23 protein-coding genes and 1 pseudogene are annotated in these 23762 nt (G+C 54.2%); 13 read left to right on the forward strand and 11 right to left on the reverse strand.

Translation table 11 applies throughout. The annotated features are described in order from the left end of the window. Window position 1: 1 nt before the first annotated feature. From RHH27_RS07675 to RHH27_RS07715, 9 genes are read right to left on the reverse strand one after another with little or no spacing between them, the layout of a single operon-like run. On the reverse strand, window positions 2-907 hold the full coding sequence (locus tag RHH27_RS07675) for an Rpn family recombination-promoting nuclease/putative transposase (protein WP_302677961.1): 906 nt from the start codon (window positions 905-907) through the stop codon (window positions 2-4). Window positions 908-910: 3 nt separating this feature from the next. After that, a complete protein-coding gene (locus tag RHH27_RS07680) occupies window positions 911-1816 on the reverse strand; it encodes an Rpn family recombination-promoting nuclease/putative transposase (RefSeq protein ID WP_302677962.1) in 906 nt (301 codons plus the stop codon). 3 nt (window positions 1817-1819) lie between these two features. Beyond that, window positions 1820-2737 carry an Rpn family recombination-promoting nuclease/putative transposase gene (locus tag RHH27_RS07685; protein ID WP_302677963.1) on the reverse strand — a complete coding sequence of 306 codons (918 nt, stop codon included), beginning with the start codon at window positions 2735-2737 and terminating at the stop codon, window positions 1820-1822. Window positions 2738-2740: 3 nt separating this feature from the next. Then, entirely contained in the window at window positions 2741-3646 is a 906-nt protein-coding gene (locus RHH27_RS07690) for an Rpn family recombination-promoting nuclease/putative transposase (RefSeq protein ID WP_302677964.1), read from the reverse strand. A 3-nt stretch (window positions 3647-3649) separates the two neighbouring features. Then, window positions 3650-4591 (reverse strand): Rpn family recombination-promoting nuclease/putative transposase, encoded by a 942-nt coding sequence (locus tag RHH27_RS07695; RefSeq protein ID WP_310742720.1) that lies wholly within the window; start codon window positions 4589-4591, stop codon window positions 3650-3652. Window positions 4592-4594: 3 nt separating this feature from the next. Beyond that, window positions 4595-5512 carry an Rpn family recombination-promoting nuclease/putative transposase gene (locus tag RHH27_RS07700; protein WP_302677963.1) on the reverse strand — a complete coding sequence of 306 codons (918 nt, stop codon included), beginning with the start codon at window positions 5510-5512 and terminating at the stop codon, window positions 4595-4597. 3 nt (window positions 5513-5515) lie between these two features. Next, window positions 5516-6469 carry an Rpn family recombination-promoting nuclease/putative transposase gene (locus tag RHH27_RS07705; protein ID WP_302677966.1) on the reverse strand — a complete coding sequence of 318 codons (954 nt, stop codon included), beginning with the start codon at window positions 6467-6469 and terminating at the stop codon, window positions 5516-5518. A 3-nt stretch (window positions 6470-6472) separates the two neighbouring features. After that, the gene (locus tag RHH27_RS07710; protein WP_302677967.1) at window positions 6473-7402 is read right to left on the reverse strand and encodes an Rpn family recombination-promoting nuclease/putative transposase; all 930 of its coding nucleotides are present in this window, start codon (window positions 7400-7402) and stop codon (window positions 6473-6475) included. A 3-nt stretch (window positions 7403-7405) separates the two neighbouring features. Then, window positions 7406-7816: a DUF4351 domain-containing protein gene (locus RHH27_RS07715; protein ID WP_302677968.1), complete on the reverse strand. Its 411-nt coding sequence runs from the start codon at window positions 7814-7816 to the stop codon at window positions 7406-7408. Window positions 7817-8074: 258 nt separating this feature from the next. Between RHH27_RS07715 and RHH27_RS07720 the strand changes: the two genes are divergently transcribed. From RHH27_RS07720 to cruF, 8 genes are all read left to right on the forward strand, one after another. Further along, window positions 8075-8908 (forward strand): DUF975 family protein, encoded by an 834-nt coding sequence (locus tag RHH27_RS07720; protein WP_206199651.1) that lies wholly within the window; start codon window positions 8075-8077, stop codon window positions 8906-8908. A 4-nt stretch (window positions 8909-8912) separates the two neighbouring features. Next, window positions 8913-10238 (forward strand): aspartate aminotransferase family protein, encoded by a 1326-nt coding sequence (locus RHH27_RS07725; RefSeq protein ID WP_302677969.1) that lies wholly within the window; start codon window positions 8913-8915, stop codon window positions 10236-10238. A gap of 48 nt (window positions 10239-10286) precedes the next feature. Beyond that, a complete protein-coding gene (locus tag RHH27_RS07730) occupies window positions 10287-10601 on the forward strand; it encodes a hypothetical protein (protein ID WP_206199653.1) in 315 nt (104 codons plus the stop codon). A gap of 109 nt (window positions 10602-10710) precedes the next feature. Then, on the forward strand, window positions 10711-11178 hold the full coding sequence (locus tag RHH27_RS07735) for a VOC family protein (RefSeq protein ID WP_206199654.1): 468 nt from the start codon (window positions 10711-10713) through the stop codon (window positions 11176-11178). Further along, window positions 11175-11453 (forward strand): glutaredoxin family protein, encoded by a 279-nt coding sequence (locus tag RHH27_RS07740; RefSeq protein ID WP_206199655.1) that lies wholly within the window; start codon window positions 11175-11177, stop codon window positions 11451-11453. Before RHH27_RS07735 ends, RHH27_RS07740 begins: the two co-directional genes overlap by 4 nt. A 139-nt stretch (window positions 11454-11592) precedes the next feature. Continuing rightward, a complete protein-coding gene (locus RHH27_RS07745; RefSeq protein WP_302676254.1) occupies window positions 11593-12306 on the forward strand; it encodes a TrkA family potassium uptake protein in 714 nt (237 codons plus the stop codon). A gap of 10 nt (window positions 12307-12316) precedes the next feature. Then, window positions 12317-13003 carry an energy-coupling factor transporter transmembrane protein EcfT gene (locus tag RHH27_RS07750; RefSeq protein WP_302677970.1) on the forward strand — a complete coding sequence of 229 codons (687 nt, stop codon included), beginning with the start codon at window positions 12317-12319 and terminating at the stop codon, window positions 13001-13003. Window positions 13004-13082: 79 nt separating this feature from the next. Beyond that, on the forward strand, window positions 13083-13997 hold the full coding sequence (gene cruF / locus RHH27_RS07755; protein WP_302676252.1) for a gamma-carotene 1'-hydroxylase CruF: 915 nt from the start codon (window positions 13083-13085) through the stop codon (window positions 13995-13997). Here cruF and priA read toward each other — a convergent pair. After that, window positions 13953-16379, reverse strand: coding sequence for a primosomal protein N' (gene priA / locus RHH27_RS07760; protein WP_302677971.1), 2427 nt, complete (start codon window positions 16377-16379; stop codon window positions 13953-13955). The two genes, cruF and priA, sit on opposite strands and share 45 nt — an antisense overlap. A 134-nt stretch (window positions 16380-16513) precedes the next feature. Between priA and RHH27_RS07765 the strand changes: the two genes are divergently transcribed. The 4 genes and pseudogenes from RHH27_RS07765 (at window position 16514) to RHH27_RS07780 (ending at window position 21765) form a co-directional block, all read left to right on the forward strand. Further along, window positions 16514-16693 carry a hypothetical protein gene (locus tag RHH27_RS07765; protein WP_206199660.1) on the forward strand — a complete coding sequence of 60 codons (180 nt, stop codon included), beginning with the start codon at window positions 16514-16516 and terminating at the stop codon, window positions 16691-16693. A 67-nt stretch (window positions 16694-16760) separates the two neighbouring features. Then, a complete protein-coding gene (gene pruA / locus RHH27_RS07770) occupies window positions 16761-19703 on the forward strand; it encodes an L-glutamate gamma-semialdehyde dehydrogenase (protein ID WP_302677972.1) in 2943 nt (980 codons plus the stop codon). Beyond that, entirely contained in the window at window positions 19703-20842 is a 1140-nt protein-coding gene (locus RHH27_RS07775; protein WP_302677973.1) for a class I SAM-dependent methyltransferase, read from the forward strand. Before pruA ends, RHH27_RS07775 begins: the two co-directional genes overlap by 1 nt. A 75-nt stretch (window positions 20843-20917) precedes the next feature. Continuing rightward, window positions 20918-21765: pseudogene (locus tag RHH27_RS07780) on the forward strand (IS630 family transposase). Between the two features lie 156 nt (window positions 21766-21921). Here the strand turns inward: RHH27_RS07780 and RHH27_RS07785 are convergent. Then, window positions 21922-23061 carry a glycosyltransferase family 1 protein gene (locus tag RHH27_RS07785; RefSeq protein ID WP_302677974.1) on the reverse strand — a complete coding sequence of 380 codons (1140 nt, stop codon included), beginning with the start codon at window positions 23059-23061 and terminating at the stop codon, window positions 21922-21924. Window positions 23062-23166: 105 nt separating this feature from the next. On the opposite strand from RHH27_RS07785, the gene RHH27_RS07790 reads away from it, so the two are divergent. Beyond that, complete coding sequence (locus RHH27_RS07790; protein WP_286649886.1) at window positions 23167-23748, forward strand: PAP/fibrillin family protein; 582 nt, start codon at window positions 23167-23169, stop codon at window positions 23746-23748. Window positions 23749-23762: the final 14 nt, after the last annotated feature.

Genomic DNA, 23762 nt, shown 5'->3' on the forward strand with positions numbered 1-23762 from the left:
GCTAGCTGGAGCGCTCTAGCCAAGCAGAGACTTGCTCAAGAGTCGTAAAGTCCAAGAGGGCTTCTGCCAGAGCTTCGATTTGAGGGGAAGAGAGCTGGCGAATGCGCTCTTCAAGACTAGTTGGTAAATCGCCAAACCGCCGTCTTAACTGCCGCAAGACAACGAGGGTCTCTCCCTGCTGTAATCCCTGCTGCAATACCTCTTCCCGTACCTCAGCATAGGCCTCTTCCCGTGCCTCAGCATAAACCTCTTCCCGTGCCTCAGCATAGACGTCCCGATAAAACCGCGTCCGCTTCAGTTCCTCAGTAGTAAACCCCAGCATGCGCAGCACCTCCTCGCGACTCAGCTCCGTAAACTTGTACAACACAATGGTGGTGATTAACTCCATTATGGCTTCTGGCCTTGGCACTGCCTCTGTGCGAGTCCGCTCTGCCAGCAACCGTGCTGCTGTCGGCATTTCTGCTTCAGGTACCACCATCAACTGCATCAGCGCTAGGCTCAATGGCAATGCCTCAAGTGACCCCAATTCATTCAGATACACCCGCCGCAGGCGATGACTATTCACCAACATCTCATAGGGTTCAAAGGACACTTGTTCAGCTTGGCGATGGGGATAAATGACCACCGCTTGCCAATCAGAGAAGGTCTGGCGATACAGACGCAAGTAGAGAAAGATTTCTGCAAAGAAGCGCTCGTAGAAGCTGTTATCGCGCTGAAACTGCACCTCACAGAAATAGACGGTTCCTGAGGGGTCAGGGGGCACGAAGACGCCATCCATGCGAAAGGCCGTTTGCTTCAGCTCCACGGACTCAAAACGATACCCCTGAGGCGTGTCTATGCCCAAAAGGTCAAAGAGGGTCTGGGGTAGTTGGGCAAACAGTTGGTAAAAAAGAGAGTCACGGCGCATCGGCTAGCTGGAGCGCTCTAGCCATGCAAACACTTCCTCTAGGGCAGTGAAGTCCAAGAGAGCCTCTGCCAATGCTTCGATTTGAGGGGGAGAGAGCTGGCGAATGCGCTCCTCAAGGCCAGCTGGTAACTCGCCAAACCGCCGTCTTAGGAGGCGCAACACAACGAGGGTCTCTCCCTGCTGTAATCCCTGCTGCAATACCTCTTCCCGTACCTCAGCATAGGCCTCTTCCCGTGCCTCAGCATAAACCTCTTCCCGTGCCTCAGCATAGACGTCCCGATAAAACCGCGTCCGCTTCAGTTCCTCAGTAGTAAACCCCAGCATGCGCAGCACCTCCTCGCGACTCAGCTCCGTAAACTTGTACAACACAATGGTGGTGATTAACTCCATTATGACTTCTGGCCTTGGCACTGCCTCTGTGCGAGTCCGCTCTGCCAGCAACCGTGCTGCTGTCGGCATCTCTGCTTCGGGTAACACGGTGAGTTGCATCAGCGCTAGGCTCAATGGCAATGCCTCAAGTGACCCCAATTCATTCAGATAGACCCGATGCAGGCGATCGCTATTCACTAACAATTGATACGGCTCAAAACACTCTTGTTCTGCTTGGCGATTGGGATAAATAACCACCGCTTGCCAATCAGAGAAGGTCTGGCGATACAGACGCAAGTAGAGAAAGATTTCTGCAAAGAAGCGTTCGTAGAAGCTGTTATCGCGCTGAAACTGCACCTCACAGAAATAGACGGTTCCTGAGGGGTCAGGGGGCACGAAGACGCCATCTATGCGAAAGGCCGTTTGCTTCAGCTCCACGGACTCAAAACGATACCCCTGAAGCGTGTCTCTGCCCAAGAGATCAAAGAGGGTCTGGGGCAGCTGGGCAAAGAGTTGGTAAAAAAGGGAGTCACGGCGCATGGGCTAGCTGGAGCGCTCTAGCCACGCAAACACTTCCTCTAGGGCAGTGAAGTCCAAGAGAGCCTCTGCCAAGGCTTCAATCTCATAGGCAGGGAGCTGGCGAATGCGCTCCTCAAGGCCAGCTGGTAACTCGCCAAACCGCCGTCTTAGGAGGCGTAAAACAACAAGGGTCTCTCCCTGTTGCAATCCTTCCTGTCGTCCTTCTTCTAGCCCTTGTGCTCGCCCCTCTTGTAAGCCCTCTTCCCGTGCCTCAGCATAGACCTCTTCCCGTACCTCAGCATAGACCTCCCGATAAAACCGCGTCCGCTTCAACTCTTCCGTGGTAAACCCCAGCATACGCAGCACCTCCTCCCGACTCAGCTCCGTAAACTTGTACAACACAATGGTGGTGATTAACTCCATTATGACTTCTGGCCTTGGCACTGCCTCTGTGCGAGTGCGTTCTGCCAGCAACCGTGCTGCTGTCGGCATCTCTGCTTCGGGTAACACGGTGAGTTGCATCAGCGCTAGGCTCAATGGCAATGCCTCAAGTGACCCGAGTTCATTCAGATAGACCCGATGCAGGCGATGACTATTCACCAACACCTCATAGGGTTCAAAGGACACTTGTTCCACTTGGCGATTGGGATAAATAACCACCGCTTGCCAATCAGAGAAGGTCTGGCGATACAGCCGCAAGTAGAGAAAGATTTCTGCAAAGAAGCGCTCGTAGAAGGTGTTATCGCGCTGAAACTGCACCTCACAGAAATAGACTATTCCCGAGGGGTCAGGGGGTACGAAGACGCCATCAATGCGAAAAGCCGTTTGCTTCAGCTCCACGGACTCAAAACGATACCCCTGCGGTGTGTCTATGCCCAAAAGGTCAAAGAGGGTCTGGGGCAGCTGGGCAAACAGTTGGTAAAAAAGAGAGTCACGGCGCATGGGCTAGGTGGAGCGCTCTAGCCAAGCAGAGACTTGCTCAAGGGTCGTAAAGTCCAAGAGGGCTTCTGCCAGAGCTTCAATTTGATGAAGCGAAAGCTGGCGAATGCGCTCCTCAAGGCCAGCTGGTAACTCGCCAAACCGCCGCTTTAGGAGGCGTAAAACAACAAGAGTCTCTCCCTGCTGTAATCCCTGCTGCAATACCTCTTCCCGTACCTCAGCATAGGCCTCTTCCCGTGCCTCAGCATAAACCTCTTCCCGTGCCTCAGCATAGACGTCCCGATAAAACCGCGTCCGCTTCAGTTCCTCAGTAGTAAACCCCAGCATGCGCAGCACCTCCTCCCGACTCAGCTCCGTAAACTTGTACAACACAATGGTGGTGATTAACTCCATTATGACTTCTGGCCTTGGCACTGCCTCTGTGCGAGTGCGTTCTGCCAGCAACCGTGCTGCTGTCGGCATCTCTGCTTCGGGTAACACGGTGAGTTGCATCAGCGCTAGGCTCAATGGCAATGCCTCAAGTGACCCCAATTCATTCAGATAGACCCGATGCAGGCGATCGCTATTCACTAACAATTGATACGGCTCAAAACACTCTTGTTCTGCTTGGCGATTGGGATAAATAACCACCGCTTGCCAATCAGAGAAGGTCTGGCGATACAGACGCAAGTAGAGAAAGATTTCTGCAAAGAAGCGTTCGTAGAAGCTGTTATCGCGCTGAAACTGCACCTCACAGAAATAGACGGTTCCTGAGGGGTCAGGGGGCACGAAGACGCCATCTATGCGAAAGGCCGTTTGCTTCAGCTCCACGGACTCAAAACGATACCCCTGAAGCGTGTCTCTGCCCAAGAGATCAAAGAGGGTCTGGGGCAGCTGGGCAAAGAGTTGGTAAAAAAGGGAGTCACGGCGCATCGGCTAGCTGGAGCGCTCTAGCCACGCAAACACTTCCTCTAGGGCAGTGAAGTCCAAGAGAGCCTCTGCCAAGGCTTCAATCTCATAGGCAGGGAGCTGGCGAATGCGCTCCTCAAGGCCAGCTGGTAACTCGCCAAACCGCCGTCTTAGGAGGCGTAAAACAACAAGGGTCTCTCCCTGTTGCAATCCCTGCTCCAATCCTTCCTGCCGACCTTCCTGTCGTCCTTCTTCTAGCCCTTGTGCTCGCCCCTCTTGTAAGCCCTCTTCCCGTGCCTCAGCATAGACCTCTTCCCGTACCTCAGCATAGACCTCCCGATAAAACCGCGTCCGCTTCAGTTCCTCAGTAGTAAACCCCAGCATGCGCAGCACCTCCTCGCGACTCAGCTCCGTAAACTTGTACAACACAATGGTGGTGATTAACTCCATTATGACTTCTGGCCTTGGCACTGCCTCTGTGCGAGTGCGTTCTGCCAGCAACCGTGCTGCTGTCGGCATCTCTGCTTCGGGTAACACGGTGAGTTGCATCAGCGCTAGGCTCAATGGCAATGCCTCAAGTGACCCCAATTCATTCAGATAGACCCGATGCAGGCGATGACTATTCACCAACACCTCATAGGGTTCAAAGGACACTTGTTCCACTTGGCGATTGGGATAAATAACCACCGCTTGCCAATCAGAGAAGGTCTGGCGATACAGCCGCAAGTAGAGAAAGATTTCTGCAAAGAAGCGCTCGTAGAAGGTGTTATCGCGCTGAAACTGCACCTCACAGAAATAGACTATTCCCGAGGGGTCAGGGGGTACGAAGACGCCATCAATGCGAAAAGCCGTTTGCTTCAGCTCCACGGACTCAAAACGATACCCCTGAAGCGTGTCTCTGCCCAAGAGATCAAAGAGGGTCTGGGGCAGCTGGGCAAAGAGTTGGTAAAAAAGGGAGTCACGGCGCATGGGCTAGCTGGAGCGCTCTAGCCACGCAAACACTTCCTCTAGGGCAGTGAAGTCCAAGAGAGCCTCTGCCAAGGCTTCAATCTCATAGGCAGGGAGCTGGCGAATGCGCTCCTCAAGGCCAGCTGGTAACTCGCCAAACCGCCGTCTTAGGAGGCGTAAAACAACAAGGGTCTCTCCCTGTTGCAATCCTTCCTGTCGTCCTTCTTCTAGCCCTTGTGCTCGCCCCTCTTGTAAGCCCTCTTCCCGTGCCTCAGCATAGACCTCTTCCCGTACCTCAGCATAGACCTCCCGATAAAACCGCGTCCGCTTCAACTCTTCCGTGGTAAACCCCAGCATACGCAGCACCTCCTCCCGACTCAGCTCCGTAAACTTGTACAACACAATGGTGGTGATTAACTCCATTATGACTTCTGGCCTTGGCACTGCCTCTGTGCGAGTGCGTTCTGCCAGCAACCGTGCTGCTGTCGGCATCTCTGCTTCGGGTAACACGGTGAGTTGCATCAGCGCTAGGCTCAATGGCAATGCCTCAAGTGACCCGAGTTCATTCAGATAGACCCGATGCAGGCGATGACTATTCACCAACACCTCATAGGGTTCAAAGGACACTTGTTCCACTTGGCGATTGGGATAAATAACCACCGCTTGCCAATCAGAGAAGGTCTGGCGATACAGCCGCAAGTAGAGAAAGATTTCTGCAAAGAAGCGCTCGTAGAAGGTGTTATCGCGCTGAAACTGCACCTCACAGAAATAGACTATTCCCGAGGGGTCAGGGGGTACGAAGACGCCATCAATGCGAAAAGCCGTTTGCTTCAGCTCCACGGACTCAAAACGATACCCCTGCGGTGTGTCTATGCCCAAAAGGTCAAAGAGGGTCTGGGGCAGCTGGGCAAACAGTTGGTAAAAAAGAGAGTCACGGCGCATGGGCTAGGTGGAGCGCTCTAGCCAAGCAGAGACTTGCTCAAGGGTCGTAAAGTCCAAGAGGGCTTCTGCCAGAGCTTCAATTTGATGAAGCGAAAGCTGGCGAATGCGCTCCTCAAGGCCAGCTGGTAACTCGCCAAACCGCCGCTTTAGGAGGCGTAAAACAACAAGAGTCTCTCCCTGCCGTAATCCCTGTTGTAATCCCTGCTGCAATCCCTGTTGCAGCCCTTGTTGCAATCCCTGTTGTAATCCTTGCTGCAGTCCCTGCTGTAATACCTCTTCCCGTACCTCAGCGTAGACCTCTTCCCGTACCTCAGCATAGACGTCCCGATAAAACCGCGTCCGCTTCAACTCTTCCGTGGTAAACCCCAGCATACGCAGCACCTCCTCCCGACTCAGCTCCGTAAACTTGTACAACACAATGGTGGTGATTAACTCCATTATGACTTCTGGCCTTGGCACTGCCTCTGTGCGAGTGCGTTCTGCCAGCAACCGTGCTGCTGTCGGCATCTCTGCTTCGGGTAACACGGTGAGTTGCATCAGCGCTAGGCTCAATGGCAATGCCTCAAGTGACCCCAATTCATTCAGATAGACCCGATGCAGGCGATCGCTATTCACTAACAATTGATACGGCTCAAAACACTCTTGTTCTGCTTGGCGATTGGGATAAATAACCACCGCTTGCCAATCAGAGAAGGTCTGGCGATACAGCCGCAAGTAGAGAAAGATTTCTGCAAAGAAGCGCTCGTAGAAGCTGTTATCGCGCTGAAACTGCACCTCACAGAAATAGACTATTCCCGAGGGGTCAGGGGGTACGAAGACGCCATCTATGCGAAAGGCCGTTTGCTTCAGCTCCACGGAGTCAAAACGATACCCCTGAGGCGTGTCTCTGCCCAAAAGGTCAAAGAGAGTTTGGGGCAGCTGGGCAAAGAGTTGGTAAAAAAGAGAGTCACGGCGCATCGGCTAGCTGGAGCGCTCTAGCCACGCAAACACTTCCTCTAGGGCAGTGAAGTCCAAGAGAGCCTCTGCCAGAGCTTCGATTTGAAGGGGAGAGAGCTGGCGAATGCGCTCCTCAAGGCCAGCTGGCAACTCGCCAAACCGCCGTCTTAGGAGGCGTAAAACAACAAGGGTCTCTCCCTGCTGCAATCCCTGCTGCAATCCCTGCTGCAATCCTTCCTGCCGACCTTCCTGTCGTCCTTCTTCTAGCCCTTGTGCTCGCCCCTCTTGTAACCCCTCTTCCCGTGCCTCAGCATAGACGTCCCGATAAAACCGCGTCCGCTTCAACTCTTCCGTGGTAAACCCCAGCATGTGCAACACCTCCTCGCGACTCAGCTCCGTAAACTTGTACAACACAATGGTGGTGATTAACTCTATTATGGCTTCTGGCCTTGGAACCGCCTCTGTGCGAGTCCGCTCTGCCAGCAACCGTGCTGCTGTCGGCATCTCTGCTTCGGGTAACACGGTGAGCTGCATCAGCGCTAGGCTCAATGGCAATGCCTCAAGTGACCCGAGTTCATTCAGATAGACCCGATGCAGGCGATGACTATTCACCAACACCTCATAGGGTTCAAAGGACACTTGTTCCACTTGACGATGGGGATAAATGACCACCGCTTGCCAATCAGAGAAGGTCTGGCGATACAGACGCAAGTAGAGAAAGATTTCTGCAAAGAAGCGCTCGTAGAAGGTGTTATCGCGCTGAAACTGCACCTCACAGAAATAGACTATTCCTGAGGGGTCAGGGGGCACGAAGACGCCATCCATGCGAAAGGCCGTTTGCTTCAGCTCCACGGAGTCAAAACGATACCCCTGCGGTGTGTCTCTGCCCAAAAGGTCAAAGAGGGTCTGGGGCAGCTGGGCAAACAGTTGGTAAAAAAGAGAGTCACGGCGCATGGGCTAGGTGGAGCGCTCTAGCCATGCAAACACTTCCTCTAGGGCAGTGAAGTCCAAGAGAGCCTCTGCCAATGCTTCGATTTGAGGGGGAGGGAGCTGGCGAATGCGCTCCTCAAGGCCAGCTGGTAACTGGCCAAACCGCCGTCTTAGGATGATGCGGGCGGCTCCGGGGGGCGTCTTGACTGCCAATAACTGCTGGAGTCCTCGTTGGCGATAGGCGTTCAGCCAGCGAGTAATGGTGGACTCGTTGCAATGGAGCAATTGGGCAATTTGTGGGCGGCTGTGGACAAGTCCTTGCTTCAGCCAGTAGAGCATCTGCAAGCGTTCCTGCTGTCGAGCATCGGTTTCATGTTGTAGGCGTCGCTGCAGTTCTTCAGAGCTTTCTGTAATTGTGAGGACAAGCAGGCGAGCCATGAAGGTCTCCTACTGAGATGACTTCAGTTTTAGGATAGACAGTTCCCTCGTTTAAGACCTATTTATTAAGCTCAATGTTACAAAGAGCTGGTATTAAATACAAGTCTTGTCCCATGGATTGGATTGAACACACTCAACATTATGGCTACAGGAAAGACTTATATCCGATGTTTTAGAAAGGTGAAGAAGTGACACATTGACAATTGGCGCAACCCGAAGCGATCGCTAGGCTAGAGGCAACCCCTTGGAACCGCCATTATGTACAGTGAGTCAGAACATACTCCCCAAGCGATCGCCAACCGCCCCTATCAAGTACGGATTGGTCAATACCTCAATGAGGGCTGGCAAATTTTCAGCACTCAACCCGCTGCCTACATTGGTTTTCTCATTCTGGCAATGATTATCAATGGTGTGCTCAACAACATTCCGGGGGCTGGCCCGATTGTTAGCACGATTTTGGCAGGCCTCTTCGCCGCAGGCTACTACTTTTTCAGCTTTCGCATTGCCCGCAACCAAAGACCCGAATTTAGCGACTTTTTTAATGCGTTCAAAAACAACTACTTTTTGCCAATTTTTCTGACGAACTTGATCATCGGTTTGATTACGAATGTGTTTGTGATTAGTGCCAGCATTCTATTCATGATTGCGGGGTTGCCCTTCTGGCAAAGCATATTAAGGCGGGCGGCGGCTGAAGCAGCGGAACCCGATGCCGACTTAGAACAACTGCTAGCGTTACTGGAGCAGCTTCCCGCTGTGCCGGATGCCCTGACCCCCGTTTTCATCTTGGTGGGTGCCATCCTGCTGCTGCCGGGGGTTTACTTTGGGGTAGCCTATATGTTTGCTGTGCCTTTGGTGGTGGAACACCGGTTTGATGTGTGGCCGGCACTAGAAACCAGCCGCCGCTTAGTTTCCCGCGATTGGTGGAGCTTCTTTTTTCTCAGCGTGTCAATCATTTTCTTCAATATCTTGGGCTTTTGCCTCTGCTGTGTGGGGATGCTGGTGACTATTCCTTGGAGTAGTTGTGTCATTGTGGCGGCCTACCGCGATATTATTGGGCTCATGCCCACGACGGATAATACGAACCAGTTTTAGTCTGATGACGCTGCCCACCCTTGCGGATCTCAACCTCGACCCCTTCTGGATGCCCTTTACGGCCAACCGCCAGTTCAAGCAAAGCCCTCGGCTCCTTGTTTCGGCAGCCGGGATGTACTACAGGAGCATTGATGGCCGTGAGATTCTCGATGGCACCGCCGGGTTGTGGTGTGTCAATGCCGGCCACTGCCGTCCAGAAATTGTCAGCGCGATCGCCCAACAGGCAGCAACACTGGATTTTGCCCCCACATTTCAGATGGGACATCCGGGGCCATTTCAGGTGGCCGATCGCCTGCGTGCCATTACCCCTGATCCCCTCAACCATGTCTTTTTTGCCAACTCTGGCTCTGAGGCCGTGGATACAGCCTTGAAAATTGCTCTTGCCTACCATCGGCTGCGGGGAGAAGGGACACGACAACGGCTCATTGGGCGTGAGCGGGGCTATCACGGGGTCGGCTTTGGTGGAATTTCAGTGGGGGGAATTGCGCCCAATCGCAAGTTCTTTGGTTCTCTCTTGGCAGGAGTGGATCATCTGCCCCACACCCACAACCTTGAGCACAATGCCTTCAGCAAGGGGCAACCCGCTTGGGGAGCACATTTAGCCGATGAGCTAGAACGCTTAGTGGCGCTGCATGATGCCTCGACGATTGCGGCAGTGATTGTTGAACCCCTCGCTGGCTCTACGGGGGTATTGATTCCGCCCCAAGGATACTTGGAACGCCTGCGTGCCATTTGCGATCGCCATGGTATCCTGCTCATCTTCGACGAAGTAATTACTGGCTTTGGGCGGTTGGGTGCTCCCTTTGCCAGTCAGTACTTTGGTGTGACTCCAGACCTCATCACGGTTGCCAAGGGTCTAACCAATGCCGCTGTACCCATGGGAGCGGTGATTGTCCGCGATGAGATTTACGACACCTTCATGCAAGGCCCCGCGGGGCAAATTGAGTTTTTCCATGGCTACACCTATTCGGGACATCCCCTTGCCTGTGCGGCCGCCTTGGCAACCCTAGAGATCTACGAGAAAGAAGCCCTATTTGAGCGGGCGGCTTCCCTGGCGCCCTATTGGCAGGAGGCCATCCACAGCCTACGGGGTCTGCCCCATGTCATTGATATTCGCAACTTGGGCTTGGTGGCAGGGATTGAATTGGCGCCACGGGAGGGGCAAGGAGGGGCACGGGGCTATGATGCCCTCTGTCGTGCCTTTGAAGCGGGACTACTGATTCGTGTCACGGGGGATATTATTGCCCTCTCACCACCGCTGATTGTGGAGCGATCGCACATTGATCAAATGGTGGATATTTTGAGTCGTGTTCTACGGGAACTTCCCTAGGCACCGCCACGTCAGAATCAGCGGATCACTCTCTCCTTGGAGGCATCTATGTTACGCTTCCTGCCGTTGGCCATCAGTAGCTTAGCTACGCTGGTGGCGATCGCTCCCCCCAGTCGTGCCGCCTATCCCCTCTTTCCTAATCAGCCGGGGGTTGATGTCTTTTTCCCAGGGCTAGAGTCCTTTGGGCGGCCACGGACACCGCAGTACAGTCCCTACAATCCCGTCATTTACCGTCCGCCGCAGCAATCTCAAACCTACATTATTGTGCCAGTGCCCTATCCGCCTCGCCCCGTAATTTACCCGCCCCCCTATTCACCCGTTTATTACCCCTATTACCCCTGTTATCCATTCCGTTGCCGATAAACAACAATACTGGGGATTGATACTTGACTCGACTTGGGAAGCAGACCGAAAGCCGGTTCTCCTGCTAAAATAGCGGCTAATTTAGCCATTTTCAGTTCGAGAGAAATCTATGGCTCAGTTGGCGATCGCTCCCGTTTTATTTCACCTTGCCTTTCCTGTCAGTAATTTGGCGGACACCAAGGCCTACTACATTGATGGGTTGGGCTGTGAACCGGGGCGCGAAAATCCCCACTGCCTGATCATGAAGCTCTATGGCCATCAACTGGTGGCTCACGTCACGGATGAACCCTTAACCCCACCCAAGAGCATTTATCCGCGCCACTTTGGCTTGATTTTCTTGGCACGAGCCGACTGGCAAAACCTCTGCGATCGCGTGATCAAGAAGGGACTTGACTTTTACCAGCCACCGCGTACCCGCTTTGCCAATACCCCCCTAGAGCACCAAACGTTCTTTCTCGCAGACCCCTTCCACAACCTGATTGAAATGAAGCACTACCGCCATGTAGAAGCCATTTTTGGCCTGCGGGATCACCGTCATATTGGCGATACCCCCCTCGTTTCTGCGCCGCAACCGTGACCCATCTGATTCTCTATAGCAAGCCCGGCTGTCACCTCTGTGAAGGACTACAAGAGAAGCTGGCCACTCTGAAGGAATTTACCCTTGAGGTACGCGACATCACCAGCCGCGAGGATTGGTGGCAAGCCTATCAATACGAGATTCCTGTTCTCTACCTAGTGATTGGAACGCAAGTGCTTCCCGTACCGCGCTTTTCTCCCCGTGCCAGTGCTGCACACATTCGTCAGCGACTCCAAGAACTGACCCATTCAGGCGGCTCAGCGTCCACTCCTTAAGGGCATGATCAATTACAGCCCTTTTCACAGCGATCGAATACGGCCAAAAATTTAATTGCTAGATTGCATCCCCCCTATGTATCCCATATGTTAGAAAAGGGTCATCATCGGCATCGCAAAGCCAATAGGAAACTCAGGAATGGTGGATTTTGGAGCAATGCTCTTTCGCGGGCGGGGGGTCAAGATCTCGCAGCAGTATGCGGTGATTGGCCTAGGGCGGTTTGGCCGGGGGGTGTGCGAGACCCTGCACAGCATGGGCTATGAGGTGCTCGGCAGTGATAACCAAGAGCGATTGGTGAATCAAGTGCTTCAGGATCACATTGTGGATCATGCGATTCAACTGGATTCCACGGATCCCCAAGCCCTCAAGGAGGCGGGTCTGTTTGAGTTTGAAACGGTAATTGTGGCCATTGGCAACCATCTCGACGCCAGTATTATCACGACATTGAACCTAAAGGAGGCAGGCGTGCCCAATGTCATTGCCAAGGCTTCCTCAGAGATTCATAAAAAACTCTTAGAGCGAGTGGGGGCAGATCGGGTGGTCTTTCCAGAGTATGAGGCGGGTTGTGAACTGGCGCGATCGCTCACCCGCCCAGCGATTCTCGATTGGTTTGACCTTGACCCCGAAAAAAGTATTGTCGAAGTCAAAGTGCCTGAGGCATTTCACAATCGCACAGTTGCCGAGGTGGAACTCCGTAGTCGCTATGGCCTCAACCTCATTGCCCTGCGCTTTGATGATAAGTTTGAGATCAATCCCAGTCCCAACCAAAAGCTCAATAAAGGGGACATTATGGTGGTGATTGGTGCCAATAACGATATTGATCGCTTTTTGCGTAGTCAACACATTAATTAGGGCATAACCCTTGAGCTTTCGCTACTGGTCGCCGCCGGCACGGGTGATGGCGATTCTCCTGTGGATTTTTTGCATTAGTAGTTTGCGGCGGTTAGACAGTCTGGCGATCGCGACCTTGCTTGTGGCGCTCCTCTATCTCCTGAGCCATGTCCCTTGGCAGCGCTTGGGCAAACGTCTGCAGCAGATGGGGCTCTTTTTTCTGGGACTGTGGTTACTGTTGGCGGTTACGGCGTGGCCGATCGCACTGCTCCTCACATGGCGCTTGGTCTTGTGTCTTGCCCTTGGCGTGGTGTTGCTAGAAAGCTTGACGTTTAGTGAATGGGTGCGGGTCTGTCGCTGGTGGGGGCTCCCCCCCCTGTTGGTGGATACGCTGGCTTTGACCTATCGCTATCTCTTTGAGCTAGAGAGTCAGTTGACACAAATGCAGCAGGCACTCTTTCTGCGGGGATTTCGCTTGAGTTGGCGCCGCCTTCGCCCGTGGGCACAGGTGATTGGTATCTTTCTCATTCGCGCCGAGGAACGGGCACAGCAGATCTATCTGGCAATGCGGCTGCGGGGCTATGGGCAAGTGCTTCAGCGTCGTCCGCAATTTTCTGAAGGGGCGGTTTGGAGTTGGGGGCTAACGCTGAGTGCTAGCTTGGGGGCAGGATTGTTGGCAATCTATGATGCCCTTGGCGAAATCCAACTGCCTTTTTGAGGTGGATAGACGACAGTGGGAACAGTGGTACATTAACATATTAACATTTGTAAACGATTGCCCCTTTGAGATTGCCCCTATGAAACCCAAGAACGCGCTTTTCGTTGCGGAGCAGGTGTGCCTAGTTGGTCATATTGTGGCGATGGCCTTTGGCTTAGCGGGGTTGCTCCTCGTCGTTCCCCATCCCGAGTTTATTCTGGCGTTGCCCGCCTGGGGTCAGCAGCTTTTTCAATGGAGTATGGGGAGTGGGGGTGTCGTTTATATTGTCCTCGGCGCACTGGCGATCGCCCTTCACACCTATCGCAACTTTGGCCTTGGCAAACTGCTTGGCTTTTTGCTGCCAGCGGTGGGCATTTCCCTTACCAGTGAACTGTTGGGGACGAGTACCGGCTTTCCCTTTGGCCATTATGGTTACCTCAGTGGTTTGGGGCACAAAATTGCTGGACTGGTGCCCTTCACCATTCCCCTCTCTTGGTTTTATATGGGGCTAGTCACGTTTCTTTTGGCCTACAGTGGCTTCATCAGTCGTCCGCTGCGGGAAGGCAAGGGCGTGGGCTTGGGGGCAGCCCTGATCACCGTGGGCTTGGGAGCAATCTTTTTAACCGCTTGGGATTTTGTCCTTGATCCGGCCATGAGTCAAACTGCCATTCCTTTTTGGCAATTTCAGGATGTCGGTGAATTCTTTGGGATGCCTTACCGCAACATTCTGGGATGGACGGGCACAGGAGCCGTATTTATGGGGCTGGCGATGATCACTTGGTGGCCAAAGCCAATGGTGGTGAACCGTGGGCAACTCATTACCCCCTTGGTGGTGTATCTGGTGAATTTTGCCTTTGGGGCGATGATTACCCTCACGTCCTTGGATCAACGTTTTTGGATTCCGGCAACGCTGGGATTTGTTTTGGGGGTCGTGCCGGTCACAGCACTGTGGTGGTTTACTGAAGCCCCCCTAGAGAAAGTTCAGGGGGTCAACATCAATACTGAGGCGGGTTGAGCGGGGACACTGCTCCTTGAGGTGCATGAGGGCTGGGCTGAGGTTAGAAACTCGTTCTAGTTTGCCCTTGAGTAAAATTTGCCAGCGGTAGCGGCCAGCAATTTTGGCGATCGCGGCCGGGGCGGGGCCAAGTACTTCCCATTCTCCCTGAGAAACTGGGGCTAACGTTTGGAGCTGTTGGGCGATCGCCTGAGCCGTTGCGGCCACCTCCTCAGCATCGGGACTACTCAAGCGCAGAAGGATTAGTTGGGCATAGGGGGGATAGCCCAAGGGGGCACGGCTACTTAGCTCCTGGGTAGCAAAGGTGTCCCAGTCATAGGCTTTGACCGCTGTAATCACTGGATGCTGCGGCACATAGGTTTGGAGAATGACTTTACCGGGGTGTGTCCCCCGGCCCGATCGCCCCGCCACTTGGGTGAGGATTTGAAACGTGCGTTCTGCCGCCTGATAATCAGGCAAGTGCAGGAGACTATCGGCAGCCAAAATTCCCACGAGGGCGACCTGCGGCAGATCAATGCCCTTCGTCAGCATTTGTGTCCCCACCATCACATCAGCTTCGCCGGCGGCAAACTGAGCCAGTAACCGGCGATGGGCACCCTTGCGTTGGGTCGTATCACTGTCAAAGCGCAGAACTCGCAACTGCGGCAAGAGGCGATTCAGTTCACTCACCACCCGCTGCGTCCCGCCACCAAAGGGCTTGAGATAGGGGGAGGCACAACTGGGACAACGCTGCGGTACGGCTTGGCTATAGTTGCAATAGTGACAGCGCAGCACTTCCATCTCCTCGCCAAAGAGGTGTCCAGTGAGAGAGACGCTGCAATGGGGACAGTAGATCACTGTGCCACAACTGCGACAGGAGACAAAGGTACTGTGACCCCGCCGCGGTACAAAGAGAATTGCCTGCTGTCCCTGAAGATTCCCTAGAGCGTCTTGCAGCGGACGACTGAGCATGGAACGGTTGCCACGGTGCAATTCTTGGCGCATATCCACGACGGTGATGGGGGGTAGGGGGGTGGCGTGGATACGCTGGGGAAGGGAAAGGATCTGAATCTGGCCGGTTTGGACAGCCTGCCAAGTGCTGAGGGCAGGGGTAGCGGTTCCTAAAATCAGGGGACACTGTTGCTGGCGCGATCGCCACTGGGCAACGGTACGGGCATGGTAGCAGGGCTGAGGTTGATCCTGTTTGTAGCCGCTGTCGTGCTCTTCATCCAGAATGATCAAACCCAAGCCCACCAAGGGCAGCAGAACCGCCGATCGCGTGCCAATGATTACCCGTGGCTGCGGCATCAGCGTCAACCGCCAAGTATCGTAGCGCTCCCCCTCACTGAGACCACTGTGATAGACCAACAGGCGTTCACCAAAGCGAGCACGCACGCGATCCGTCAGTTGAGGCGTCAAGCCAATCTCCGGCACTAGCAGCAAGGCCGATCGCCCTCGCCCTAGGCACTCAGCTATTGCTTGCAGATAGACTTCCGTTTTGCCCGACCCCGTCACCCCGTGCAGGAGAAAGGTTTGGGCACAGTCTAGGTGTGCTGAAATGGCTTGCAGGGCAGTGGCTTGGGCAGGGGTGAGGGCTTTTGGCCGATCCGGTGTCACCGCTACCCCCTGTTCAATGCGGCAGTGCTGCTGCTCGACAATGGCAATGTATCCTTTGGCGGCAAGGCGATGGAGCGTTTGGGCGGTGGTGCCGGTGGCCTTGACCACCTCTTGTAGCCAGCAATCGCGACCCTGCTGCTGCAAATAGCGGAGGATTTGGCGCTGCCGCTGCGTTAAGGTCTCGCCTTCACTATTGAGGAGGATCACTGCCTGCTGCTGTTTTGGCTGTTGACTAGCGGGTGCCGCTAAGTAGGTTTCCACCAAGCCAAGGCGTTCGAGTTCTGCGAGGGCACGCTCAACCTTGGGAAGCTGTTGCTGGAGGTAGCGCACACTGTAGTCCCCATTACCCTTGGTCTGGAGAAAGCGCAGCAGATGTTGCCCCTGTTCTGACAGGGGGGGAATCCCCTGTTGGCGCCGCAGGCGCACCCGCCGTTGCGATCGCCCCAAGACCCCCGGCGGCAGAGCAGTGCGCACCACTTGAATTAAAGGCGTGCAGTAGTACGTGGCAATTTGTTCTAACAACGCCCAATAGTCCTTGGGAAAAAGCTGCTGGTCAACCACTTCAAGGAGCGATCGCAAGCGCTGTGGATCGACGGATGGGGCTACAGTTTCTAGTACCTCGAGGACAATCCCCCGCACCACTTGGGAGCCAAAGGGTACTTCCACCACCTCGCCCCCTTGGAGACACCAACCCGCAGGAACTTGGTAAGTGTAAGCCTCGCTTGCCGCCGGACAGTCCACAAGCACACTGGCGTAGAGAGAGGGTTGTTGAGGTGCTAAGGCCATCAGATGGTTTGATTGGTTTTCACTCAGACAGGCAGATAAACAACGTCCCCAACCACTGTACATACTTCTCTATTTCTTTAGATTTTCGCTATTCCACAACGCAGATTTGCTCCCTAGGCTGGGAGCTGGCGATTATGCGCTGGCCGGTGGTGCACCGCTTTCCCACAGGCACTGTTTTAAGAGCCAATATCACACCCGCAGGCTTTGCCACGATTACCGATAGTCGAGGATTGCCTTGGTTCAAGGTGTCCATTGGTGAGGAGAATCACATTTGCTTGGTGCGAGCTAACCACCGATTGATTCGTCCCTGCTAAGAATTTGGTTGTTTGCTTTAGAGGACATGGGAAAATAGGAAAGGCTGCTCCTCACCCAAGATTCTCCGTGACTGGTCTTTACGAAGCACAAACGATCGCGATCGCCCGTCAACTGTGGGCGGCTAGTCAAGAGTCCCGCAACTTTTTCAGTCAACTGCGGGAGCAAATGCGCATTGAAGATAAACTCCTCGGCTGGGCGATGGAACATCCGGGGCTACGGGTGCAACTCTTTCGCCTCATTGACTGCCTGCCGAGTCTGCGCAGTAAAGCCGAGGTGGCACGCCACTTGCAGGAGTACCTCAGTGACCCCAGTGTGGAGTTGCCGGAAGGCCTAAAAAAACTCTTGAACTTTGCTCAGCCGGATTCCCTGCCCGCCCAAGCAGCGGCAACCACCTTCACAACAGCGGTTCAAGCCCTTGCCCACAAGTACATTGCTGGTGAAACCACCGAGCAGGTGCTGAAAACCATTGGCCGCCTACGCAAGCAGGGCATGCTGGTGACGATGGATATTCTTGGGGAAGCGGTGATTACGGAGGCAGAGGCGCAGCAGTATTGCGATCGCTACCTTGACTTGATGCAGCAACTCAGCCCCTTGGGTCAGCGGGAAGGGGTGAATCCAGTCCAAGTCTCCGTGAAGCTGACGGCCTTCTACTCGCAGTTTGATCCTTTGGATGTGTCTGGCTGCCGTGCCAAGGTGGGGGAACCGATTCGGCGGCTGTTGCATCGTGCCCAAGAATTGGGGGTAGCGGTGCACTTTGACATGGAGCAGTATGCCTACAAAGACATTACCCTTGCAATCCTCAAGGACATTTTGCTAGAGCCAGAGTTTCGCGATCGCGCTGATGTCGGGCTGACCCTGCAAGCCTATTTGCGGGATAGTTACCAAGATGCCCAAGACCTGATTACTTGGGTGCAACAGCGGGGGACACCAATCACCGTGCGGGTGGTCAAGGGCGCCTACTGGGATCAAGAACTGATTAAGGCGGTACAAAATGACTGGCCATTGCCCGTCTATCAACACAAGCAAGATACCGACGCCAACTTTGAGCGGGTGATTGAACTGCTCCTGAGTCACCACACGCTTTTGCGCACAGCAGTTGCGAGTCATAATGTGCGTTCCCAAGCGCGGGCGATCGCGATCGCCCAACATCAGCACATTCCGCCCACGGCCATGGAATGCCAAGTTCTCTATGGTATGGCCGATAAACTTGCCAAGGCTCTTGTGGAAGCGGGGCAGACGGTGCGGGTCTATTGTCCCTACGGTGAGCTGATTCCGGGGATGGCCTACCTGATTCGGCGGCTCTTGGAAAATACGGCCAATAGTTCCTTTTTGCGCCAACAATTGGGAGCGGTAAATATTGACGCACTCTTGGCACCGCCAGAACCAACGGCAGACTTTAGGGCAGTGAACGTTCATCTGACCACCGGCAAGACCTCAACCTTTGTCAATGCCGCCAATAGCGACTATGCCCGCGCCAGCCAGCGGGAAGCGATTCAAGCGGCCTTAATTCATGTCCATCGCCAACTAGGGCAAACCTATACCCCCATCATCAATGGCGATCGCGTCAATACCCTCGAATACAGTGAGTCCCTCAACCCCTCACAGCCAGAGGAAATCGTGGGTCGCGTTGGCTTGGCCACCATTGAGGATGCCGATCATGCAATCCGGGCTGCCAAAGCCGCTCAAGCGCAGTGGCAACAGACTCCCGTAGCCGAACGGGCCATCCTGCTACGGCGGGCAGCGGATCTCCTCGAGGCACAACGCCATGAACTGGTGGCTTGGATGTGCTATGAAGTGGGCAAGGTGGTGGCGGAAGGGGATGCCGAAGTCTCCGAAGCCGTTGATTTTTGCCGCTACTACGCCGATGAAATGGAGCGCCTCAGCAGCGGCTATGACCGCAACTTTCCCGGTGAAACCAACCATTACCACTACCAAGGTCGCGGCATTGCAGTCGTCATTTCCCCTTGGAACTTTCCCCTAGCGATTCCCACCGGTATGACCGTGGCCGCCTTAGTCACAGGCAACTGTACCATCCTCAAGCCCGCGGATCCGGCGGCTGTGGTTGCAGCGAAGCTGGCTGAAATTCTCATTGCCGCTGGTTTTCCCCGCGGGGTATTTCAGTTTCTGCCGGGGCGAGGATCGGTGATTGGCCCCTATTTGACAAAACACCCCGATGTGCATCTCATTGCCTTTACTGGCTCCCAAGAGGTGGGTTGCCGCATTATTGCTGAGGCAGCGGTGTTGCAGCGGGGACAAACCCACATCAAACGGGTGATTGCTGAGATGGGGGGCAAAAACGCCATTATCATTGACGAAAGTGCCGACTTAGATCAGGCAGTGGCGGGGGTGGTACAATCGGCCTTTGGCTACAGCGGCCAAAAATGCTCCGCCTGTTCGCGGGTGATTGTCCTCGAGTCCATCTATCAACCCTTTGTGCAGCGCTTAGTGGAGGCCACCAAGTCCCTCAATATTGGGCCTGCCCATTTGCCCAGTACCCGTGTTGGACCGGTGGTGACCGCAGCCGCCCGCGATCGCATTCAGGAATACATTGCCAAGGGACAGCGGGAAGCGGAACTGACCTTGAGTGTACCGGTACCGGAGGTGGGGTATTTTGTCTCCCCTACCATCTTTACCAACGTCCCCCCCACCGCCACGCTCGCCCAAGAGGAAATTTTTGGCCCGGTGCTAGCGGTACTGCGGGCAGAAACCTTCAGCCAAGCCCTTGAAATTGCCAATGCCACGGCCTATGCCCTGACGGGGGGGCTCTATTCGCGGACACCGTCCCATATTCAGCAGGCCAAAGCCCAATTTGCCGTAGGGAACCTGTACATCAACCGTGGGATTACGGGGGCGATCGTGGATCGGCAGCCCTTTGGTGGCTTTAAGCTCTCAGGGATCGGTTCCAAAGCGGGTGGCCGCGATTACCTACTGCAATTTCTGGAACCGCGTGTCATTACCGAGAATGTGCAGCGCCAAGGGTTTGCCCCCATTGCCGGAGTGGATGATTGATGCCAAAGGGCACTCAGCTATTGGCCGACCTTCAGGAGCGCATCAGGGCAGCGGGCGCCATTTCCTTCTGTGAGTTTATGGCCTTGGCTCTCTATGCACCGCAGTGGGGCTACTACAACCGTCCCCAAATACAAATTGGTCGGCGCGGCGACTTTATCACGTCCAGTAGTCTGACGAGGGATTTTGCGGAACTGCTCACTGAGGCTTTTGTGCAGATGTGGCACGCCTTGGAGCGACCGCAGCAGTTTACCCTGTTGGAGATGGGGGCGGGTGAAGGCCAATTTGCGGCTGGGGTCTTGGGCTATAGCCAAGCGACCTACCCCGATTTCTTTACCGCCCTGGAGTACCAGATTCAAGAGCAGTCCCCCACTTTACGGGAACGCCAACGGCAACGCTTGGCTCCTTGGGGCGATCGCCTGCACTGGCTGGATTCTAGCACAGCGGCTGAACCCATCGTTGGCTGTATTTTTAGCAATGAACTCGTGGATGCATTCCCAGTGCATCGGCTGCAATGGCAGGGGAGCAATTGGCAGGAAATTTACGTCAGCCTCAATGCCCAAGGGGAGTTTCAAGAGGTTTTGCGTCCCTTGAGTGGCGATCGCATTCACAAGTACTTTGCCACCGTTGGCATTAATCCGCAGCAGCAGGGCTACAGCGACGGCTACCGTACCGAGGTTAATTTGAACCTCATCCCCTGGCTCAAGGATCTGAGTCAGCACCTAGAGCGGGGCTTTGTTCTCACCATTGACTATGGTTATCCCGCCCAGCAATACTATCATCCTGCCCGCTGTGAGGGTACCTTGCAGTGCTACTATCAACACCGCTACCACGACAATCCCTACTGTTTTGTGGGCCAGCAGGACATTACGGCTCATGTGGATGTGACCGCCTTGACGCGCTATGGTGAGCACTTTGGCCTTGAAACCCTCTATGTCACCCGCCAGAGTTTATTTCTCATGGCCTTGGGTTTGGGCGATCGCCTACTAGCACAACAACAGAGGAATGGCAATCTCCTCCAAGCTCTCAACCGCCATCAATCACTGCACCAACTCATTGACCCCCTTGGCCTCGGTGGCTTTTACGTCGTCCTCCAAGGCAAGCAAGCCACCCTCGATCTGCCGCTATTAGGCGAACTATAGCCATTTCGAAAGGAGATGAGATATTTTCAAGAGGGATAGGCTATACTCAAAGCGTCATGAATGTTACTCAAGAATATGAGCTATAGCTTGGACTTACGAGAGCGGGTTGTCTCCTATATCAAGCAAGGTGGCAAAATCAGTGAAGCGACTCAAATTTTTCAGGTGAGCCGCGCCACTATCCATCGCTGGCTGAAGCGAGACGACTTAGCCCCCACAGTTGTCCCCCGTCGTCCTTGGAAGCTGGATTGGGCGGCCTTAGCAGCCGATGTTGCTGCCCATCCCGATGACCGTTTAATCGACCGTGCCCAGCGATTTGGCGTCCAAGTTTCCACCATTAGTTACGCCCTCAACCGGATGGGCATCACTCGAAAGAAAAACAGATACGCTACCAAGAAGGGTGTGAGGCAGAGCGGCAAGCGTATCAACAACAGCTCGACACATGGGTAGAGAGCCATGGGGAGGAAACGGTAGTCTATATCGATGAGACGGGGTTTGACTCTCGAGTAGAGTGTGAGTATGGGTGGTCAGCGCGAGGTGAACGAATTTATGGAGAGCGAGCGGGGAAGCGTCAGAAAAGAGAGAGTTGAGTCGCAGGACGGTATAGACACCAGAAAGACTTCATCGCCCCAATGCTGTTTTGCGGATACTTGAATGCGGTAGGGTTTGTGAGCTGGCTGAGTCAGTACTGTTTGCCGGCATTAAAGAGACCTTCGTTGTTGATTATGGATAATGCACCGATTCATCCGAAAGGGGCGATTCAGGAAGCGGTCAAAGCGGCGGGTCACGAGGTGTTATTTTTACCGAAATACTCTCCTGATTTGAATGTAATTGAGCACGACTTCAGTGCGCTGAAGCGAGCGCGGATGTATGCAGGGTCAAACAGTTCGATTGATGAGGTGATTCGCAAGTATTGTGCTGGATGATATCTCATTTTTTATTGGAATAGCTATAAATTTCAAGGAATAATATGCATAAATTTTAGAAATCTTTACTTGCGATCATCAAGTGTATTGCATGGCTTAGGGACTGTGATCGCCCCCTATAAAGGAAATTAGCTATGCCAGCAATATTTACCGCATTTAGCAAGTTAAAACTGTATCCTGATGTTTGGTTGGCAAAACTGACTGGTAGTACTGCTCTAGTTGCTGGGTGGCCGCCGCCCAACTCCAGCGTTCAGCTTCTTGGCGGGCATTTTGGCGTAGGGTCTCGCGATCGCTCGGAGAGTCAAAGAGGCGCTGACAAGCCGTAATCGCTCCTGTAGAATCCGCTGGGTCAAACAAAAACCCATTCACCCCATCAGTGACAATATCCGGAATCCCCCCACTGTTGGCAGCCACCACAGGACAGCCTGCGGCCATCGCTTCTAAAAGAACCAAGCCAAGGGTTTCCGTGCGCGAGGGAAAGACAAAGACATCCGCCGAGGCAAAAGCTGCTGCCAAGCGTTCACCGCGCAGATAGCCCACAAAATGCGTGGGGGTACCGGCAAAGTGTTTTTCAAGTGCCTCCCGATGCGGACCATTGCCCACGAGTGCCAGTCGCGCCTGAGGAATCTGCTCCAGAATGGGCTTAATCTGCTCAATTTCCTTTTCCGCGGAGAGGCGGCCAACGTAGAGCAATAGGGGGGCTTCTGGATACCCTTGGCTGAGAAAGGAGCGCATTTCTTGACTTTGGCGCTGCGGATGAAACAACTCCACATCTACCCCCCGCTGCCAGAGATCCAGATGGCGAATGCCGTGCGCTTTCAGTTCTGCCACCATTGCCGTTGAGGTACACAAGTTGAGTTGAGCACGGTTATGGGCCAACCGCAGCAGCGACCAGAGCACCTCTTCAAGAAACCCCAAGCCATAGTACTTCAGGTATTGCGGCAAATGGGTGTGGTAGGAAGCGACCAAAGGCAAGTGGAATTTCTGCGCATAGTACAGACCCGCTACCCCCAAGACCGCTGGGTTCGCCACATGGATCAGATCGGGTGCAAAGGCCTCTAGGGCTTGACCAATGGCGGGTCGTGGCAGGGCGAGTTTGAGTTCAGGATACAATGGGAGGGGAAAACCGGAGACACCGTAGATCTGCGCGCCTTCGTAATAATCCAGCCCGCCCTCGGGAGCCACCACCAACACCTGATGGCCATTCCGTTGCAGATGTCGGACGGTTTGACACAAACGGGTCACAATGCCATCAATCTTGGGAAGAAAGGTCTCGGTAAATAGCGCGATCCGCATTTCGCTAACCTGAATGGGAGGGAGGTTTTTCCCATTCTCGAATTAGGGGGGTCTTGACGCAACCCATAGGGGCAAAAAAGTTGCTTGTACTAGGAGGGGTGAACTGTGGCAAAGACAGAGTTACTGATGGCGATCGCTGGCCTGAATCGAGGCATTCTAGCCACACCGCGCGATCGCAAACAGGTGGCCGCCCTTGCCGCTTCCCTTGAAACCATGAATCCCACCCCCGATCCCCTCAATGCCCTCGAAAAACTTGCCGGGGATTGGCGACTCATCTACACCAGTAGTCAGGCGCTGCTTGCTCTAGATCGCTCCCCAATTGTCAAGCTTGGGCAAATTTATCAGTGCATTCGTCCGCAGCAGCAGCGCATCTACAATATCGCTGAACTCTACGGCTTGCCCTTCCTAGAGGGGATTATCAGTGTCTTGGCGCGGTTTGAACCCTTGACCCAACAGCGGGTACAGGTGTACTTTGAACGCTCCATTGTTGGGTTGCGTCAGTGGCTCAATTACTATTCTCCCTCCCAGTTCATTCCCCAACTCCACAGCCGTCAGCCGCTGATTGCCCTAGATGTCCCCCTCAACAGCAATGATCAACAGGGCTGGCTCGATATCACTTACCTTGATGAGGATTTGCGAATTGCCCGCGGCAATGAGGGGAGCCTTTTTGTCTTGAGCCGGGTTTAGGGACAATTCCCTGT

It is taken from the genome of Thermosynechococcus sp. PP555 (assembly GCF_031583225.1).
In the GTDB taxonomy this organism is placed as follows: domain Bacteria; phylum Cyanobacteriota; class Cyanobacteriia; order Thermosynechococcales; family Thermosynechococcaceae; genus Thermosynechococcus.

What these genes read in the sequence shown, in the direction of transcription:
- RHH27_RS07725 (WP_302677969.1), top strand. Translation starts at nt 8,913, where the DNA reads ATGACGCTGCCCACCCTTGCGGATCTCAACCTCGACCCCTTCTGGATG.
- RHH27_RS07730 (WP_206199653.1), top strand. Translation starts at nt 10,287, where the DNA reads ATGTTACGCTTCCTGCCGTTGGCCATCAGTAGCTTAGCTACGCTGGTG.
- RHH27_RS07735 (WP_206199654.1), top strand. Translation starts at nt 10,711, where the DNA reads ATGGCTCAGTTGGCGATCGCTCCCGTTTTATTTCACCTTGCCTTTCCT.
- cruF (WP_302676252.1), top strand. Translation starts at nt 13,083, where the DNA reads ATGAAACCCAAGAACGCGCTTTTCGTTGCGGAGCAGGTGTGCCTAGTT.
- RHH27_RS07745 (WP_302676254.1), top strand. Translation starts at nt 11,593, where the DNA reads ATGGTGGATTTTGGAGCAATGCTCTTTCGCGGGCGGGGGGTCAAGATC.
- RHH27_RS07685 (WP_302677963.1), bottom strand. Translation starts at nt 2,737, where the DNA reads ATGCGCCGTGACTCTCTTTTTTACCAACTGTTTGCCCAGCTGCCCCAG.
- RHH27_RS07775 (WP_302677973.1), top strand. Translation starts at nt 19,703, where the DNA reads ATGCCAAAGGGCACTCAGCTATTGGCCGACCTTCAGGAGCGCATCAGG.
- priA (WP_302677971.1), bottom strand. Translation starts at nt 16,379, where the DNA reads ATGGCCTTAGCACCTCAACAACCCTCTCTCTACGCCAGTGTGCTTGTG.
- RHH27_RS07705 (WP_302677966.1), bottom strand. Translation starts at nt 6,469, where the DNA reads ATGCGCCGTGACTCTCTTTTTTACCAACTCTTTGCCCAGCTGCCCCAA.
- RHH27_RS07720 (WP_206199651.1), top strand. Translation starts at nt 8,075, where the DNA reads ATGTACAGTGAGTCAGAACATACTCCCCAAGCGATCGCCAACCGCCCC.
- RHH27_RS07700 (WP_302677963.1), bottom strand. Translation starts at nt 5,512, where the DNA reads ATGCGCCGTGACTCTCTTTTTTACCAACTGTTTGCCCAGCTGCCCCAG.
- RHH27_RS07765 (WP_206199660.1), top strand. Translation starts at nt 16,514, where the DNA reads ATGCGCTGGCCGGTGGTGCACCGCTTTCCCACAGGCACTGTTTTAAGA.
- RHH27_RS07690 (WP_302677964.1), bottom strand. Translation starts at nt 3,646, where the DNA reads ATGCGCCGTGACTCCCTTTTTTACCAACTCTTTGCCCAGCTGCCCCAG.
- RHH27_RS07715 (WP_302677968.1), bottom strand. Translation starts at nt 7,816, where the DNA reads ATGGCTCGCCTGCTTGTCCTCACAATTACAGAAAGCTCTGAAGAACTG.
- RHH27_RS07785 (WP_302677974.1), bottom strand. Translation starts at nt 23,061, where the DNA reads ATGCGGATCGCGCTATTTACCGAGACCTTTCTTCCCAAGATTGATGGC.
- RHH27_RS07710 (WP_302677967.1), bottom strand. Translation starts at nt 7,402, where the DNA reads ATGCGCCGTGACTCTCTTTTTTACCAACTGTTTGCCCAGCTGCCCCAG.
- RHH27_RS07695 (WP_310742720.1), bottom strand. Translation starts at nt 4,591, where the DNA reads ATGCGCCGTGACTCCCTTTTTTACCAACTCTTTGCCCAGCTGCCCCAG.
- RHH27_RS07680 (WP_302677962.1), bottom strand. Translation starts at nt 1,816, where the DNA reads ATGCGCCGTGACTCCCTTTTTTACCAACTCTTTGCCCAGCTGCCCCAG.
- RHH27_RS07675 (WP_302677961.1), bottom strand. Translation starts at nt 907, where the DNA reads ATGCGCCGTGACTCTCTTTTTTACCAACTGTTTGCCCAACTACCCCAG.